The sequence below is a fragment of the Mesorhizobium sp. W050 genome (assembly GCF_054719535.1).
In genome coordinates this window covers 4238071-4253366 of sequence record NZ_JBTTIH010000001.1, presented here as the reverse complement: position 1 = coordinate 4253366, position 15296 = coordinate 4238071, and the positions used below count along the sequence as shown (strand labels likewise).

Genomic DNA, 15296 nt, shown 5'->3' with positions numbered 1-15296 from the left:
CCATAACTTGATCTTAAGCCTGGCCTGATTGACTCTGGGCCAAGGAGGACGCATGAGCGCCCGCAAACAACGCAGCCCGTTGACGTTCCAGGTCACCCTGACGGTGCTGACGCTTGCCGTTTTTGCACTGGCCATCGTTGTCGGCTTCGGCCTTTACGCCACCATGCAGGCCGACCGGGTCTCGCTCGAGCGGGAGAAGGTTTTCCTTGCCAACGGCCTGCAGGACCAGATCGCCGCGGTAAAGCGCGAGCAGGAAAGCGTCGCCGTCTGGGATGATTCCGTTATAAACGCCAAGGCCGGCAACCAGACCTGGATGGCCGAGAATTTCAGCGTCTGGATGTACTCGTATTACGGCCACAACCGGGTCTATGTGCTGGACAACGCCAACCGGCCGGTCCACGCCATGCGCGAAGGCAAGGTCGTGTCGCCTGCCGTCTTTGGCGAGGACGAACCCGCTTTGCGGCCGACCATCGCCAGGTTGCGCCAGATGATGAGCAAGGACGCAAGCCAGGCCGGCGCAAAATTCGTTGCCGACGATCTGGTCTCGCTTGGCGGTCAGCCTGCCATACTCAGCGTCATGCCTCTGGTGCCGAGTTCGGATCGCGTCACCCAGGCATCCGGCAGCGAATATCTGCATGTCTCCATAGAGTTCATCAACGACGCGGTGATCGGCAAGATCGCGCAGAAATATCTGCTGGCGGGGGCGCATCTCCTGCCGATGGCTCAGCCGCTTGGCTCGGCTGCCATTCCGCTTATCGACAAACAGGGTGTCATCCTCGGCTATATTGCCTGGGACCAGGAACGGCCCGGCCTGACGCTGGTGGGCAAGGCCAGCCCGGCCCTGGCTCTGGCCGCGCTGGTTGCGGCGAGCGTGCTCGCCTTTCTGCTCCGGCGTCTGCGCCGTGCGTCATCGGCGCTGCAGACCAGCCAGGCCCAGGCGCAATATCTCGCCTTTCACGACACGCTCACCGGCCTGCCCAACCGGGCACTGTTCGAGGACAGGCTGCGGCGTGCCTTGCTTACCTCCGGCAATGAAAGCAAGGTCGCGCTGCTTTATCTCGATCTAGATCGCTTCAAGCATGTCAACGACACGCTTGGTCACCCGGCAGGCGACGAACTCGTGCGCCAGACGGCGGCCAGGCTTCAGCATACGGTTCGCGACGTCGACACGGTGGCAAGACTGGGTGGCGACGAATTCGCGGTGATCCTGATCGATGTCCGCGACGTCAGGAACGCCGAGGATATTTCCGAGAGGGTGCTGCAGAAACTGCAGGAGCCGTTCAAGCTGATGGACGATCAGGTCTTTATCAGCGCCAGCATCGGCATAGCCTTGTCGACAGGCCCTGATGCCGACGCAGACGATCTGCTGCGCAAGGCCGACATCGCGCTCTACGAAGCCAAGAAGAACGGCCGTGGCCGCTACCAGGTCTTCGCCGGCGACATGGACGACCTTTTGCTGCGCAAGCGCAAGGTCGAGAGCGAGCTGCGCAGCGCGCTGAACGGCGGCACCGGTATCAAGCTCGCCTACCAGCCGGTCTTTGCCAGCGACGGCAAGACCATTGTCGGCGCCGAGGCGCTGATCCGCTGGGCGCATGAGGTCCATGGCGCATTGCCGGCGGCGCAGTTCATCGCCATCGCCGAGGAACGCGGCATGATCGGGCAGCTCGGCGCATGGGCCCTGCTGGAAGCCTGCCGCTTCGCCGTGAAGACCAAACTGCCGTGGCTCGCCGTCAATGTCTCGCCGCTGCAATTGCGCGACGCCGGCTTTGCCGAAGAGGTTGCCTCGATCCTCGCCGAAACGGGACTGGCGCCGAAGCGCCTGCAGCTCGAGATCACCGAAAACGTTCTCCTGGAAAACAACGACACCACCAGAGCGGCTCTGGCAGCCTTGCGCCAGTCGGGCGTCGGCATTGTGCTCGACGATTTCGGCACCGGCTATTCGTCGCTGAGCTATCTGCGCCGCCATGCCATCGACAAGCTCAAGATCGACCGCTCCTTCGTGCGGCTTCTCGACGGCGACGGCAATTCGGGCGCCATCGTCAAGGCGCTGATCGATCTCGCCGGCGCGCTCAAGGTCGAGGTCACCGCCGAGGGCGTAGAGACCGAGGTGCAAAAGGCGCTGCTGGTCGCCATGGGCTGCCAGCAGCTGCAGGGCTACCTCTTGTCGCCGCCGCTGGAGCCGGCGCAATTGGTGGCGCTGCCCGGCCTGTCGTCGGCCAACGCAACGACGGAGGCGGCAGCGTCGGCCTGATCGTTCCTACCAGCCAGGCAGGATCTGGTTCGGCTTGCTCCGCTTCATCTTGGCGAAGGCGAGCGAGGCGAAATCGAAGCTTCCCGTTTCTTCGCCGAGCGGCACGGAAATATTGTCGAGGCTTTCCGAGATGTGCCGGGCCAGCGCGTCGACGATTTCGGGACGCGAGGTCTGGCCGCGCATGATGCCGATGCGGCAGTCGGGTAGGGCGCCAAAACCGTCGGCCTCGCCCAGCACTCGCATGCCGGGCCGCAGCGCGCATTCCGGCAGCACCGAGATCGCCAGCCCCGACAGCACCGCAGCGGTAATGACGGTCGCCGAGAAGCTGGTGAACAGGATTCGATAGTCGCGGCTTTGCCGGTCGAGCACATCGACGGCGGCGCGCCGCCAGATGCAGTTCGGCCGGCCGAAGGCCATCGGCAGCACTTCCTGTTCGTGCGTGGCATGGTTGGCCGAGGTCACCCATAGCAGCGGCTCGCGCCGCACCACTTCCGACTGGCCGCGCGTATCGTTGTGCGTCACCAGCGCAAGATCGAGATTGCCGCGCTTGATATGCTCGACCAAGCCTGGCGTAGGCTCGCAGATGACGGTCAGTTCGACGCGCGGGTTTGACCGTGTGAAGCGCGCCATGATCTCGGGCAGGAACCGGTCGGCATAGTCGTCGGGGGTGCCGATGCGGATGGTGCCTTCGAGCCGCTGGTCATCGAAGGCGGCCAGCGTTTCGCGGTTGAGATAGAGCAGGCGGCGCGCGTAGGAGAGCAGCTTGTCGCCTTCCTCGGTCAGCCTGTTGGTGCGGCCGTCCTTTTCGAACAGCGGCTTGCCGATCCGCTCTTCCAGCCGGCGCATCTGCATCGACACCGCCGATTGCGTGCGCAGCACTTCCTCGGCCGCGCGGGTAAAGCTGCCGGTATCGGCAATCGAGATGAAGGTCTGCAACTGGTCGAGATCGAGTGGCGCTTTCATCGGTCCAATCCATCACTAGCGTTGATGCTAAAGATTAGAAACATTCGTTGGATTAATCAATCGGTGCGTGGCAAATTCACATTGTCCACATGAAGGCATGTGAATCGAGACCGGAACGGCCGCTGTCCCCAGCGCCGATCGCCTGGTCTTGTCCAGTTCGAGTCTGAAGGAGACCGACATGACCACGTTTGATTTCGCCACCGAGACCTCGCGCATAACCTCGCGTCCGGCCGTTGCGACGCGCGTGGCCAACACCCTTCTCAATGCCTACCAGGCCTGGAAAAATCGCCGGGCCTTCTATCGCCTCGGCGAGATGTCGGACGCCGAACTCGCCGATATCGGCCTGACGCGCGCGGATCTCCATGTCGCCATCGATGTGCCGTTCGGCGCCGATCCGACCGTGAAGCTGCGTGCGATTGCGAGCGATCGTGCCGATACGATCGAAGATCTCGCCCGCCAGATAGCGTGATATCGGGCGCATTGTTTCGGTTGCCGTGAACCTTTCTCAGGCTCGCTGCGACCAACGAGTATAGCAGGCTCCCCACTCCCTGCCGGTTCCCCGCCGGCCAGCCTGCACACTGGCCCGGTCCTCCTCCAGGACCGGGCTTTTCTTTTAAAGCTCCGTCGTCATCGTGCGGTCTGCGCCGCGTCGCTTCGTTCCTTGCTCCGAAGCCGCGAAGGTCAGCGCCCAACTACCGCCAACTACCGCCGGTCCATGTCCCGCTTGAACTGGTCGAAGATCGTTTCCACGCCCTTCTGATAGTCGTCGCGCTGCTGGGCGCCCGTCTCGAACATCTTGCCGAAAATATCGTCGAACGGATTGCGTGGCCTGCCGCTCGGATTGGCCTGCGGTTGCGGCGCCTGGCGCTCCTGCGGTGCCTGTCGCGGCTGGGGTGCTTGCGGCTGCTGCGGCGCCGGCTGCCCACCGGGCAGGCCGAAGCCGCCACCACCGCCTTGCCGCATCATCTCTTCAAAAATCTTGCCCAGCGGGTTGTCGCCGTAAGGGCTCTGCGTCTGTTGCGGCTGTGTTGGCTGCTGCGGCCGGCCCTGCGGTTGCTGTGCCGCGCCACCGCCGAACATATCCTGCAGCACCTTGCCCAGCGGATTGTCGCCATAGGGGTTGGGCGCCTGTTGCGGCTGGCTTTGCGGCTGTTGGGCGCCGCCGCCGAACATGTCCTGCAGCACTTTGCCCAGCGGGTTCTCACCGTAAGGATTGGGTGCTGGCTGCGGCGCAGGCTGTGCCCCGCCGCCCGCCTGCCGCATCATCTGTTCGATGATCTCGCCGAGCGGATTGCTGCCGCCGCCGAAGCCACCGGCGGCCTGCATCTGACCCCCGGTCAACTGGTTTGTCGTCTGCTTGAACAATCCGCCCATCACCATCGAAGCGATGGCCGGCAGCATCTGCTGCAGGATCTGCTGGCTGACGCCGGTCGCCTGCGCGGCCTGGCTGGCCACCGCGCGCGACAGCTCCTTCGAGCCGAACAGATGACCCAGAATGCCATTGCCCTCATTGACGCCTTGCGGTGAGAACGCCCTGGTCGCGTCCTCGAAGTATTTGGCGTGCTGGCCGCTCGCCATCGCCGTCATGAAGGCGCCGAGCCCATAGGGATCGGCGGTGTTGCGTTGCAGCCCTTGCGAGAAGGCCGGCAGCAGAGCGGCGACAGCCGCCTGCGTCTGCTGCATGGAAAGCCCGTACTGCTGGGCAAGCGCCTGCATGCCGTTGCCGTTCTGCGCCTGCGCCAATATGTCGAACAAGGTAGGCATCGGTTTCTCCTCCCGGAAATCCTCGAGGGAGAACCTAGTTCGTTTCGATGTTCGATTGAAGCGGCTTTTGCCGCTGCTCAAGGCGCGACGCTAATACGCATATTCCATGAACACCGGCTCGATCGAGCCGCCCCAGCGCGTGTGGTAGGCCGACAGCATTTCCTCGGCACTGGTGGTACCGCGCGCCACGACTTCGTCCAGCGTGTTGAGGAACGAGGTCTCGTCATAGCCGTCGCGGTTCTTCCTGCCGCGATTTTTCAGCCCAAGGCGCGAAATGGTCATTACATCGCGGCCGATCTCACGCAGCGTCGTGTTGCGGAACGGCGCGGAAATGCCTTGTTCCGGCACCGCATTGCGCATCGCCAGCGTTTCTTCATAGGTCCAGCTCGAAGTCAGCGCCTCGGCGGCGTCGAGCGCGGCCTCGTCATAGAGCAGCCCGACCCAGAAGGCCGGCAGCGCGCAGATGCGGCGCCACGGCCCGCCATCGGCGCCGCGCATTTCGAGGAAGCGCTTCAGCCTGACGTCAGGGAACAGGGTCGACAGATGGTTCGCCCAGTCGCCCATGGTGGGCAGTCCGTCCGGTACTTCATTGCGGGCAACGCCGGCCATGAACTGGCGGAAGGTGATGTGCGTCATGTCGTGATAGTGGCCGTCGCGGATGACGAAATACATCGGCACGTCGAGCGCCCATTCGACATAGTCGGCAAAGCCGAACTCGGGCGAGAAGCAGAATTCGAGCAGGCCCGAGCGTTGGTTGTCGGTGTCGCGCCAGATGTCGCCGCGCCAGCTCTGCAGCCCGTTCGGCCGGCTGTCGGTGAAGGGCGAGTTGGCAAACAGCGCCGTCGACAGTGGCTGCAGCTTCAGCGACACCTGCATCTTGCGGCGCATGTCGGCTTCGCTTTCGAAGTCGAGGTTCACCTGGATGGTGCAGGTGCGATACATCATGTCGAGCCCCTTGGTGCCGACCTTGGGCATGTAGCGGGTCATGATTTCGTACCGCGATTTCGGCATTTTCGGCGTCTCGGCGAGCGACCATTTCGGACTGCCGCCGAGGCCGAGAAAGCGGATGCCCATCGGCTCGGCGATCTCGCGTACCTGCGCCAGATGCGCATTGCCCTCCCGGCAGGTCTGGTGGATCGTTTCCAGCGGCGCGCCGGACAGCTCGAACTGGCCGCCAGGCTCCAGCGAGATCGCGCCCTGTCCGGTCGGCTCGACCAGGCCGATGATGCGGCCGTCATCGATGATCGGGTCCCAGCCGAGCTTTTGCTGCATGCCTTCGAGGATGGCGCGGATGCCGCGCTCGCCGCCATAGGGCACCGGCGCGTTCCCGTCGACATAGAAGGGGAACTTCTCGTGCTCGGTCCCGATGCGCCACTTGTCGCGCGGCTTGTTGCCTTCGGCCAGATGCTCGACCAGTTCGTCGATGCCTTCGATTGGCCGGAAATCTGTTGTGTCGCGCGCCATGGGGCCCCCTCTGCGGCTCTCGGAGCCCGCCGGCGCTAAATGGACGAAATGTCAGCAGCCGATCAAGCGAAAAATCCTGAGCCACAGGTCAACAGGAATTGATCTTTACGCTTCTTACCAGTCTCCGACCGTCGCCTGCATCACCGCAAGCGCCGCTACAGCTGCTGTGTCAGCGCGCAGGATGCGCGGTCCGAGCGGGATGGCAGTGACGAAGGGGAGCGCCCGCAGCATCTTGCGTTCGTCGTCGGAAAAGCCGCCTTCCGGCCCGACCAGCAGCGCCAGCTTCCTCTCAGGTATTGCCTGCAATGCCGGCAGCGGGTTGTTGGTCGAGGCATCCTCGTCGCAGAAGATAAGCCGGCGTTCCTTGTCCCAGCCGGAGAGCAGGCGCTCGAATTTCTCGGCCTCGCGCACTTCCGGCACCGCCAGTATGCCGCATTGCTCGGCCGCCTCGACGACATTGGCGCGCAGCCGGTCGATGGAGGGTTTTGCCAATTGCGTGTGCTGGGTGATCACCGGCTGCAGGATGCCGGCGCCCATCTCCACCGCCTTCTGCACGAGATAGTCGAGCCGCCCCTGCTTCAGCGGCGCGAAGCAATAAACTAGATCGGGCAAAGGCGGTTGCGGCCGCTGTTGGCTGAGCACTCTCAGCCGCACCGCCTTCTTCGACGTCGAAGCGATCGCCGCCGACCACTCGCCGTCGCGGCCGTTGAAGACCAGAATCTCGGCGCCTTCGCCGAGCCGCAGCACATGCATGAGGTAATGGCTTTGCTGCTGGCCGGCATCGAATTCGATGTCGGCTGCGAGATCGTCGGCCAAGAACAGCCGCTGCATCTTGTAATTGGCGCGCATCGCCGAGGAATGGGCGAGGCGGTGCCTGGCGTCAAGTCTCGGCGGAACGATGCCACACCGGTTCAAAACCGTGCCGCAGCACCGAAACGGTCGTGGCCGGTGTGAGCAGGCGCAGCGAACGGCCGGCAAGGCTGTCGAAGGCCGCCGCATCGCCATAGCCTGCGAACGACCAGGGCAGCGCGTTGCCGCCGCGCAGCGCATAGGCCGAGCCGCCATCCGCGATCATCGCTCCGTCCGGCAATTCGGCAAGCTCTCCCATGGTGACATCGGGTGGCTTGCCGCCCGAAGCCAGCCGCTCCTTGTGCAGCCGCTTGTCCACCATTGGCGCGCGCGGTTCGTTTACACCGAAGACTTTGCCGAAACGCCCGACAAAATCCGTGGCTCGCTCACGCCGGCAATAGAAACAGGGACGGTGCCCGGCGGCCAGCGCCGTCACCTCGTCGAGGAAGAACAACTCGGTCCAGCCGGCCCTGCCGCCCGGCCGGTTCCTGCCCATCGGCTCGCGCCGCACATTGCGGAATTCGCAAACGCAGATGATCCAGGCCGGCAAGGCCCAACGCTTTTTCAGCAGCGTCTTGGTCTCAGGATCGTGGATGATGCCGCGATTGCCGGTGAACAGGCCGCGCTCGGATTTGGCATGGATGGCGCCGAACGGATCGACCCGGTTCTGCAGTGGCATAGCTCTCTCCCGAATACGCATCTTGGCTGCAATGCTGGCGACATGATATCGCTCGTCGCGTCATTTCATGTCAGCAGGGTTTTGCGATGCGGGTGCTGGTGGTCCAGAACTACGACAACACCGGCCTTGGCCAGGTTGGTGCCGCGCTCGCCGAAGCCGGCGCCGATCTCGACCTGCGCCGGCCCTACAAGGGCGATGCGCTGCCAGACGACGCGACCGGACACGATGCCATGGTGATGCTGGGCGGCGGTCAGAATGCGCTGGCCGACGATGACTACCCGTATTTCCCGGCGCTGCTCGAACTGACCCGCGATTTCGCCGCCAAGGATCGCTCGGTTCTCGGTATCTGCCTGGGCAGCCAGTTGGTTGCCCGCACTTTCGGCGGTGAGAACCAGATCGGCGGCGCCTCGGAATTCGGCTGGCACAAGGTATCGCTGACGCCGGATGCCAGAACCGATCCGGTGCTTGGCGCACTTCCCCAGGATTTCCCCATCTTCGAATGGCACGACGACACTTTCGCGCTGCCGTCAAATGCGGTGCGGCTTGCCGGCAGCGAAATTGCCGAGAACCAGGCGTTCCGTATCGGCCGCGCCGTCTACGGCTTCCAGTTCCATTTCGAGGCCGACCGGCCGATGGTGAGGGACTGGAGCACGTCCTTCGCGCCGCTGATTGCCGATCGCCATCCCGACTGGCACGACCGCCTCGACAGCGAAATGGCTCTCAACGGCCCCGAGGCTGATGCCGCGGGCTTGGCCATTGCCCGCGCCTGGGTGGCGACGATCTGAACCCAGCCAACGCGCGGCCGTTGCATAATTGGCACGCGGCGGGGAATCTGCCGGGGACAACTTCTTTCGTCCTTGGTTTGTGGCCGAACGCCATCCTACAAGGCGCGCGCTATGCATCGGCAATGCAACCGCGATGAACCTTCTGTGTGATCCGCGCGACACACCGCCGATACAGAATCGACCTACAAGCGCGAAATCGTCGAAACTTTGAGACGAATTCTCGGTTTCAACCCATTGGTAACCGCCTCGTGCCCAGATGCAGGAAGCTCAACTAGAGATGACGTCCGTGAAAGCAGCGCTTCTGTCCTTTGTCATGCTGTCTGCCATCGTTTTGTGCGGTCTCGGCATTTATTCCGCCGATGCAGCCAACAACCATCAGGCCGTCGACGGCTACGGCGTCACCGCCGCGCTTCGCTAAAACGCTTTTCCCTGCACAGTCAGGATACGCTTGTCCGCGCCGTCCACGGCGAGCGCGCTGAGCATGCCTGACTGCCAGGCGAGCGTGTCGACATTGACGCGGTTCGGCATCACCTCCGCCTGCGGCACCGGTGTGTGGCCGTGCACGATCACCTTCGGGTAAAGCCCTGGATGGTTGTGGAAGACGTCGCGGATCCAGACCAGATCCTGCGGGCTCTGGCTCTCCAGCGGCACGTCAGGCCTGACGCCGGCATGGCAGAAGAAGAAATCACCTGATATCAGTGACAATTGCAGCGACCGCAGGAAGTCGACATGGGCTTGCGGTACAGCATTGACCAGTGCCTGGTGTCCCCGCCGTAACGCCTCGCCCTTGCCGAACCAGCTTGCGTGTCCCGCTAGGTCGACGCCATAGGATTGTGCCGTCTGCACGCCGCCATAGCGGATGAACAGCCCTTCCGGGTCAGGCTCGTCGAGAAAATCGAGGAAGCCGATATCGTGGTTGCCGGCGAGCATCAGATGCCGTGGATCGCGTTTCTGTACCTCGATCAGGAAGTCTATGACGCCCTTGGACTCTGGTCCGCGGTCGACATAGTCGCCGAGGTGGATGACGCGCCAATCGCTGGTCGGCTTGTATTCGAGTTCGCTCTCGATGCGGCGATGCATGGCCGCGAGCAGGTCGAGCCGGCCATGCACGTCGCCGATCGCATAGAGGCGCATGCCATCGGGTGCGCGCGCGTCGAGGTAGTGGATGCCGGTCTCGGTCAAGGCGGCTTCGTCTCCGTGATCCAGCGAGGCTAGGGTCTAATCGGTGAACAAGACCCTATCGCCGCAACTGGTCCTTGCCCATCTCGGTCACCAGCCGTTTGCCGCACAGTGCCAGCGTGATGTCCATCTCCTTGCGGATGATGTCCAGCGCCAGGGTCACGCCTTGCTTGCCCATGGCGCCCAATCCGTACAGGAACGGGCGGCCGATATAGGTGCCCTTGGCGCCGAGGCAAAGCGCCTTCAGCACGTCCTGGCCCGAGCGGATGCCGCCGTCCATATGCACCTCGATCCTGTCGCCGACGGCATCGGCGATCTCTTCCAGCGCCATGATTGACGACGATGCGCCGTCGAGCTGGCGCCCGCCATGGTTGGAAACGATGATGGCGTCGGCGCCGGTCTCGACCGCCATCAGCGCGTCCTCCTTGTCGAGAATGCCTTTCAGGATCAGCTTGCCGCCCCAACGTTCCTTGATCCAGGCGACATCCTTCCACGACAGATGCGGGTCGAACTGCTCCGTCGTCCACGATGCCAGCGAAGCGACGTCGCCGACGCCCTTGGCATGGCCGACAATGTTGCGGAAGGTGCGGCGCTTGGTGCCGGCAATGCCCATCAGCCAGCGTGGCCGCATGGCGATGTTGGCAATGTTGGCCAGCGTCATCTTGGGCGGCGCCGACAGCCCGTTGCGGACATCCTTGTGGCGCTGCCCCAAGATCTGCAGGTCGAGCGTCAACACCAGCGCCGAGCATTTTGCAGCCTTCGCCCTGTCGATCAGGTCGAGCACGAAATCCTTGTCGCGAAGCACGTAGAGCTGGAACCAGAACGGCTTCTTGGTCACCGACGCGACATCCTCGATCGAGCAGATGCTCATCGTCGACAGCGTGAACGGCACGCCGAATTCCTCTGCCGCCTGCGCGGCCAGCATCTCGCCATCGGCATGCTGCATGCCGGTCATTCCAGTTGGGGCAAGCGCCACCGGCATCGCCACTTTCTCGCCGATCATGGTCGATTCCAGCGAGCGGTTGCTCATGTCGACCAGCACGCGCTGACGGAATTTTATCTTCTGGAAGTCCTCCTCGTTGGCGCGGTAGGTGCTTTCGGTCCAGGAGCCGGAATCGGCATAGTCGTAGAACATCTTCGGCACCCGCCGGCGCGCCAGGTCCTTGAGATCGGCAATGGTGAGGATGTCGCTCATGGTGGTTCCTCGTTAGCCAGTCGTCTTGAAGCCGTCGTCGGCGTCGGAGCGCTGCTTGAGCCTGAGCCGCGACACGCGCTGCCAGTCGCCGCTGCGTTCGGCCTCGAGCATCGAGCGTTCGACATAGGAGATATGGTCCATCGCCGCTTGGCGGGCAGCTGAGGGATCGCCGGCCTTCACGGCTTTGTAGATCGCGCCGTGCTGGGCCAGCAGCGCCTCGCGCGCTCCGGGCACGCTGAACACCAGAAGCCGGTTCTGGAACACGCCTTCAGACAGCAGCCGGTAGCAGGAGCGCAGTGTGTGCAAGAGGATGATGTTGTGCGCGCATTCGCACACAGCATGGTGGAACTCGACGTCGATTTCCGCCTCGTCGTCGAAATCGCCGGTGCGGTGCGCCTCGTCCATGCGCGCCATGATGCGGTCGAGCAGCGCAATGTCGTCCGCTGTCGCGCGCCGCGCCGCATATTCGGCCGCAACACCTTCGATCTCGCGGCGGTATTCCAGATAGTCGGTCACCGCCTTGCGGTGCATCGAGATGAGGTCGGTCACCGGCTTGGTGAACAACTGGCCGATGACGTCGGCGACATGGGTGCCGCCGCCGGCCTTGGTGATCAGCAGCCCGCGCCCTTCCAGCGCCTTCAGCGCATCGCGCAGGATCGGCCGCGACACGTCGAACTGGCGCGCCAGCTCGCGCTCGCCCGGCAGCCGGTCGCCGGTGCGCAGCACGCCTTCAAGGATCAGGCTTTCGATCTGCTGCACCACCTCGTCGGCGGTGCGCGAATGCTCGATCCTGGAGAAAATATCGCTCAACGGGGGCCTGGGAAATTGAACCGGCGTCGCGCAAGATAAAGCCAGCGTCGCCAACTGGTCAAATTATTTATCCAATTTGCCCAATCGGGTCGGTCTGCGCGTCGCGCCGGCAGGACCTACGATGCTAGACTTTGGTGTTTACGCGCCTCATGGATTGCCTTTAGAGGACGCCATCACACGAAGGGTCGAGAACAGGGGGACCACCGTGTCGGACGAGACGTCCAACCTCGAATTCCAGCCGCGCGCCCAGGGCAGCGTGATGGGCTTTCCCGCGCATGAGGGACGGCCCGGCGCGATCGGCGAGGTACATGCCCGGCCGCATCCGCTGATCGAGAAGCCGCGCGTGCTTGTGCAACTCGCCTTCATGACCGAGGGCGGCTCCGGCGTCGACATGGCCGTGCTCTCCGAACTGTCGCGGCGCCTCGGCATCGCGGCGCCCGACCGTCATGCCCGCCACCACGCCATGAAGTGGGGCAAGGGTACGCTGCGCTGGGAGCGGCATACGGAATTCTCGACCTATCTTTGGGAAGGGCCGCTTGCCGAAAGCGGCAGGGCGCAGGAGGATTCTCCTTTCGGCAACGGGTTCTCGCCGCCGGGAACGGTGATCTCAGGCATAAGGCTGGAGATCCGCAAATGGACGCCGGCAAGCGAGAAGCTGATTGCGGCCTTCGACCCGACGAGCCTCTGCTATTCGCTGGTCGAGCGCGGCAATGCGGCCATCGTCACCGATTTCCGCCAGGACGGCGACGGCCTGACCCGCATCCTGGTGCTTGATCGCGGCCTGACGCCGGCGCGGACCGGCGCGCTGTCGCAGCGGCTGATCGACGTCGAGACGTATCGCACGCTTGCCATGCTCGGCCTGCCGCTGGCGCTGACGCTGTCGGGCCGCGCCCGCCGCATCGAGGACCGGCTGGCGCAGACCACGCTGGAAATGAAGGCCGCTGAAACCCGCGACAGCCAGACGCTGCTCGCCGACCTGACCGAGCTTGCCGCTGAACTCGAGGCTGATGCCGCCTCCAGCCTCTATCGCTTCGGCGCCAGTCGCGCCTATGACGGCATCGTTGTCGAGCGGCTGGAAGCGCTGGAGGAAGAAGCCGTGCCCGGCTACGACACCTGGGGCGGCTTCCTGCAGCGGCGGGTGGCACCCGCCATGCGCACCTGCCGGTCGGTCGAGGAGCGCCAGGCCAACCTGTCGCGAAAACTGACCCGCGCCACGACGCTGCTGCGCACGTGGGTCGATGTCGAGGTCGAGAAGCAGAACCGCGATCTGCTGGCGTCGATGAACAACCGCGCCCGGCTGCAACTGCGGTTGCAGCAGACGGTCGAGGGCCTGTCGGTGGCAGCAGTGTCCTACTATGTCGTCGGCCTGATCTCCTATCTCGCCAAGGGCGCATCGATCTTCGGCCATGCCTTTGCACCCGAAATCGTCACTGCCGCGGCGGTGCCGGTCGCCATCCTGCTGGTCTGGTGGGGCGTGCGGCGAGTCAGGCGGATGCACTCCGAGCCGGCGAAACATCCGGGGGAGTAGGAGCGCACTTTACCCTCCCCCTTGTGGGGAGGGTCGATCCGCATAGCGGATCGGGGTGAGGGTGCTCGTAAAGAGCTTTCGTCGCGCGGACCCCCACCCCGCTCACTGCGTTCGCGACCCTCCCCACAAGGGGGAGGGTTAAGATCCATAGCGGCAGATTGCCGCTGCGGAAGGCGGGCAGTACGCTCTTTGCCCGACGCGGTGTTTGCAACATCCGGATGTAACTGGTAAAAGATTTTTACCAGCTAAGCGGAGGACGCCGCCGATGTCCGGCCTTGTCATGCCCAAGCCAGACGACGCCACGATGCGAAGGCGGGCGGAGATCGTCGCCGATATGCGCATCATCGTGCCGGGCGAGGGCGTCGTCGACGCCACCAACGAAATGCGCGCCTTCGAAAGCGACGGTCTCACCGCCTACCGGCAATTGCCGCTGGTCGTGGTGCTGCCGGAAACGGTGGCGCAGGTGTCGCGGGTGCTGAAATACTGCAACGACCGCAACATCCGTGTCGTGCCGCGCGGCTCCGGAACCTCACTCTCCGGCGGCGCGTTGCCGCTCGAGGATGCCGTGCTGCTGGTCATGAGCCGCTTCAACCGCATCCTTGCGATCGACTATCCCGATCGCGTCGTCGTCGCTCAGCCCGGCGTCACCAATCTCGGCATCACCACCGCCGTCGAGCAGGAGGGCTTCTACTATGCGCCCGATCCATCCTCCCAGATCGCCTGCTCGATCGGCGGCAATGTCGCTGAAAATTCCGGCGGCGTGCACTGCCTGAAATACGGCCTGACCGCTAACAATGTGCTGGGCATCGAGATGGTGCTGATGAACGGCGAGGTGGTGCGGCTTGGCGGCAATCATCTGGACTCGGAAGGCTATGATCTCCTCGGCGTCATGACGGGGTCCGAAGGCCTGCTCGGCGTCGTCACCGAGGTCACCGTGCGCATCCTGAAAAAGCCGGAGACGGCCCGCGCTCTGCTGATCGGCTTTCCGACCAGCGAGCAGGGCGGCCAATGCGTCGCCGACATCATCGGCGCCGGCATCATCCCTGGCGGCATGGAGATGATGGACCGGCCGGCGATCCATGCCGCGGAGGATTTCGTCCATGCCGGCTACCCCCTTGATGTCGAGGCGCTGCTGATCGTCGAACTCGACGGGCCGGGCGTCGAGGTCGATCACCTGATCGGTCTCGTCGAAGCGATCGCCTACAGGAACGGCTCCACCACATGCCGCGTCTCGCAATCCGAACAGGAGCGGCTGAGCTTCTGGGCCGGTCGCAAGGCGGCCTTCCCGGCGGTCGGCCGCATCTCGCCCGACTATTACTGCATGGATGGCACCATCCCGCGCAAGGAATTGCCGGGTGTGCTCGCCGGCATGCGCGAACTGTCGGAGAAATACGGCCTCGGCGTCGCCAACGTCTTCCACGCCGGCGACGGCAATCTGCATCCGCTGATCCTCTATGACGCCAACGTGCCGGGCGAACTCGACAAGGCGGAAAGTTTTGGCGCCGACATCTTGCGGCTCTGCGTCAAGGTCGGCGGCGTCTTGACCGGCGAGCACGGCGTCGGCGTCGAGAAGCGCGATTTGATGCCGGAGATGTTCAACCAGATCGACCTCGACCAACAAATGCGCGTCAAATGCGCCTTCGATCCCAACCATCTGCTCAACCCGGGAAAAGTGTTCCCGCAACTGCGCCGCTGCGCGGAGCTTGGACGCATGCATGTGCATCGCGGCCAGGTGGCGTTTCCGGACATTCCGAGGTTTTGAGTGGCTAAGTTGGCGCGTGAACACCCCCCTCTGTCCTGCCGGACATCTCCCCCTCAAGGGGAGAGAT

14 protein-coding genes are annotated in these 15296 nt (G+C 63.9%); 6 read left to right on the top strand and 8 right to left on the bottom strand.

Translation table 11 applies throughout. The annotated features are described in order from the left end of the window. Window positions 1-52: 52 nt before the first annotated feature. Window positions 53-2251, top strand: coding sequence for a bifunctional diguanylate cyclase/phosphodiesterase (locus tag ACYG9Y_RS20610; protein WP_023723354.1), 2199 nt, complete (start codon window positions 53-55; stop codon window positions 2249-2251). Between the two features lie 6 nt (window positions 2252-2257). Here ACYG9Y_RS20610 and ACYG9Y_RS20605 read toward each other — a convergent pair whose 3' ends face one another. Beyond that, window positions 2258-3214 (bottom strand): LysR substrate-binding domain-containing protein, encoded by a 957-nt coding sequence (locus ACYG9Y_RS20605; protein ID WP_023670561.1) that lies wholly within the window; start codon window positions 3212-3214, stop codon window positions 2258-2260. A gap of 178 nt (window positions 3215-3392) precedes the next feature. Between ACYG9Y_RS20605 and ACYG9Y_RS20600 the strand changes: the two genes are divergently transcribed. Beyond that, window positions 3393-3683 (top strand): DUF1127 domain-containing protein, encoded by a 291-nt coding sequence (locus ACYG9Y_RS20600; RefSeq protein WP_023670560.1) that lies wholly within the window; start codon window positions 3393-3395, stop codon window positions 3681-3683. A gap of 233 nt (window positions 3684-3916) precedes the next feature. On the opposite strand, the gene ACYG9Y_RS20595 is transcribed toward ACYG9Y_RS20600, so the two are convergent. The 4 genes from ACYG9Y_RS20595 to ACYG9Y_RS20580 all read right to left on the bottom strand — a co-directional run bounded on the left by ACYG9Y_RS20595 (window position 3917) and on the right by ACYG9Y_RS20580 (window position 7970). After that, window positions 3917-4978 carry a DUF937 domain-containing protein gene (locus ACYG9Y_RS20595; protein ID WP_023710135.1) on the bottom strand — a complete coding sequence of 354 codons (1062 nt, stop codon included), beginning with the start codon at window positions 4976-4978 and terminating at the stop codon, window positions 3917-3919. A gap of 90 nt (window positions 4979-5068) precedes the next feature. Next, the gene (locus tag ACYG9Y_RS20590; protein WP_023670558.1) at window positions 5069-6442 is read right to left on the bottom strand and encodes a glutamate--cysteine ligase; all 1374 of its coding nucleotides are present in this window, start codon (window positions 6440-6442) and stop codon (window positions 5069-5071) included. 114 nt (window positions 6443-6556) lie between these two features. Beyond that, window positions 6557-7291, bottom strand: a complete 735-nt coding sequence (locus ACYG9Y_RS20585) for a 16S rRNA (uracil(1498)-N(3))-methyltransferase (protein ID WP_023738265.1) — start codon at window positions 7289-7291, stop codon at window positions 6557-6559. A gap of 31 nt (window positions 7292-7322) precedes the next feature. Continuing rightward, window positions 7323-7970, bottom strand: a complete 648-nt coding sequence (locus ACYG9Y_RS20580; RefSeq protein ID WP_023738266.1) for a hypothetical protein — start codon at window positions 7968-7970, stop codon at window positions 7323-7325. Window positions 7971-8056: 86 nt separating this feature from the next. Between ACYG9Y_RS20580 and ACYG9Y_RS20575 the strand changes: the two genes are divergently transcribed. Together ACYG9Y_RS20575 and ACYG9Y_RS20570 are read left to right on the top strand one after the other, a co-directional pair. Next, entirely contained in the window at window positions 8057-8755 is a 699-nt protein-coding gene (locus ACYG9Y_RS20575) for a type 1 glutamine amidotransferase (protein ID WP_023692350.1), read from the top strand. Between the two features lie 277 nt (window positions 8756-9032). Further along, the gene (locus tag ACYG9Y_RS20570; protein ID WP_006206855.1) at window positions 9033-9173 is read left to right on the top strand and encodes a hypothetical protein; all 141 of its coding nucleotides are present in this window, start codon (window positions 9033-9035) and stop codon (window positions 9171-9173) included. Here the strand turns inward: ACYG9Y_RS20570 and ACYG9Y_RS20565 are convergent. Genes ACYG9Y_RS20565 through ACYG9Y_RS20555 form a run of 3 tightly spaced genes read right to left on the bottom strand, consistent with a single transcriptional unit; the run spans window position 9170 to window position 11939 of the window. Beyond that, on the bottom strand, window positions 9170-9937 hold the full coding sequence (locus ACYG9Y_RS20565; RefSeq protein WP_023738267.1) for a metallophosphoesterase family protein: 768 nt from the start codon (window positions 9935-9937) through the stop codon (window positions 9170-9172). The two genes, ACYG9Y_RS20570 and ACYG9Y_RS20565, sit on opposite strands and share 4 nt — an antisense overlap. 55 nt (window positions 9938-9992) lie before the next feature. Next, a complete protein-coding gene (locus ACYG9Y_RS20560) occupies window positions 9993-11129 on the bottom strand; it encodes an alpha-hydroxy acid oxidase (RefSeq protein WP_023738268.1) in 1137 nt (378 codons plus the stop codon). Window positions 11130-11141: 12 nt separating this feature from the next. Next, a complete protein-coding gene (locus ACYG9Y_RS20555; protein WP_023695102.1) occupies window positions 11142-11939 on the bottom strand; it encodes an FCD domain-containing protein in 798 nt (265 codons plus the stop codon). 205 nt (window positions 11940-12144) lie between these two features. Here ACYG9Y_RS20555 and ACYG9Y_RS20550 point away from each other — a divergent pair, with 205 nt between their 5' ends. Further along, on the top strand, window positions 12145-13467 hold the full coding sequence (locus ACYG9Y_RS20550) for a DUF3422 family protein (RefSeq protein WP_023738269.1): 1323 nt from the start codon (window positions 12145-12147) through the stop codon (window positions 13465-13467). Between the two features lie 265 nt (window positions 13468-13732). Next, window positions 13733-15229, top strand: coding sequence for an FAD-linked oxidase C-terminal domain-containing protein (locus ACYG9Y_RS20545; RefSeq protein WP_023686828.1), 1497 nt, complete (start codon window positions 13733-13735; stop codon window positions 15227-15229). Window positions 15230-15296: the final 67 nt, after the last annotated feature.

What these genes read in the sequence shown, in the direction of transcription:
- ACYG9Y_RS20605 (WP_023670561.1), bottom strand. Translation starts at nt 3,214, where the DNA reads ATGAAAGCGCCACTCGATCTCGACCAGTTGCAGACCTTCATCTCGATT.
- ACYG9Y_RS20580 (WP_023738266.1), bottom strand. Translation starts at nt 7,970, where the DNA reads ATGCCACTGCAGAACCGGGTCGATCCGTTCGGCGCCATCCATGCCAAA.
- ACYG9Y_RS20575 (WP_023692350.1), top strand. Translation starts at nt 8,057, where the DNA reads ATGCGGGTGCTGGTGGTCCAGAACTACGACAACACCGGCCTTGGCCAG.
- ACYG9Y_RS20560 (WP_023738268.1), bottom strand. Translation starts at nt 11,129, where the DNA reads ATGAGCGACATCCTCACCATTGCCGATCTCAAGGACCTGGCGCGCCGG.
- ACYG9Y_RS20545 (WP_023686828.1), top strand. Translation starts at nt 13,733, where the DNA reads ATGTCCGGCCTTGTCATGCCCAAGCCAGACGACGCCACGATGCGAAGG.
- ACYG9Y_RS20600 (WP_023670560.1), top strand. Translation starts at nt 3,393, where the DNA reads ATGACCACGTTTGATTTCGCCACCGAGACCTCGCGCATAACCTCGCGT.
- ACYG9Y_RS20610 (WP_023723354.1), top strand. Translation starts at nt 53, where the DNA reads ATGAGCGCCCGCAAACAACGCAGCCCGTTGACGTTCCAGGTCACCCTG.
- ACYG9Y_RS20590 (WP_023670558.1), bottom strand. Translation starts at nt 6,442, where the DNA reads ATGGCGCGCGACACAACAGATTTCCGGCCAATCGAAGGCATCGACGAA.
- ACYG9Y_RS20595 (WP_023710135.1), bottom strand. Translation starts at nt 4,978, where the DNA reads ATGCCTACCTTGTTCGACATATTGGCGCAGGCGCAGAACGGCAACGGC.
- ACYG9Y_RS20585 (WP_023738265.1), bottom strand. Translation starts at nt 7,291, where the DNA reads ATGCGCGCCAATTACAAGATGCAGCGGCTGTTCTTGGCCGACGATCTC.
- ACYG9Y_RS20570 (WP_006206855.1), top strand. Translation starts at nt 9,033, where the DNA reads ATGACGTCCGTGAAAGCAGCGCTTCTGTCCTTTGTCATGCTGTCTGCC.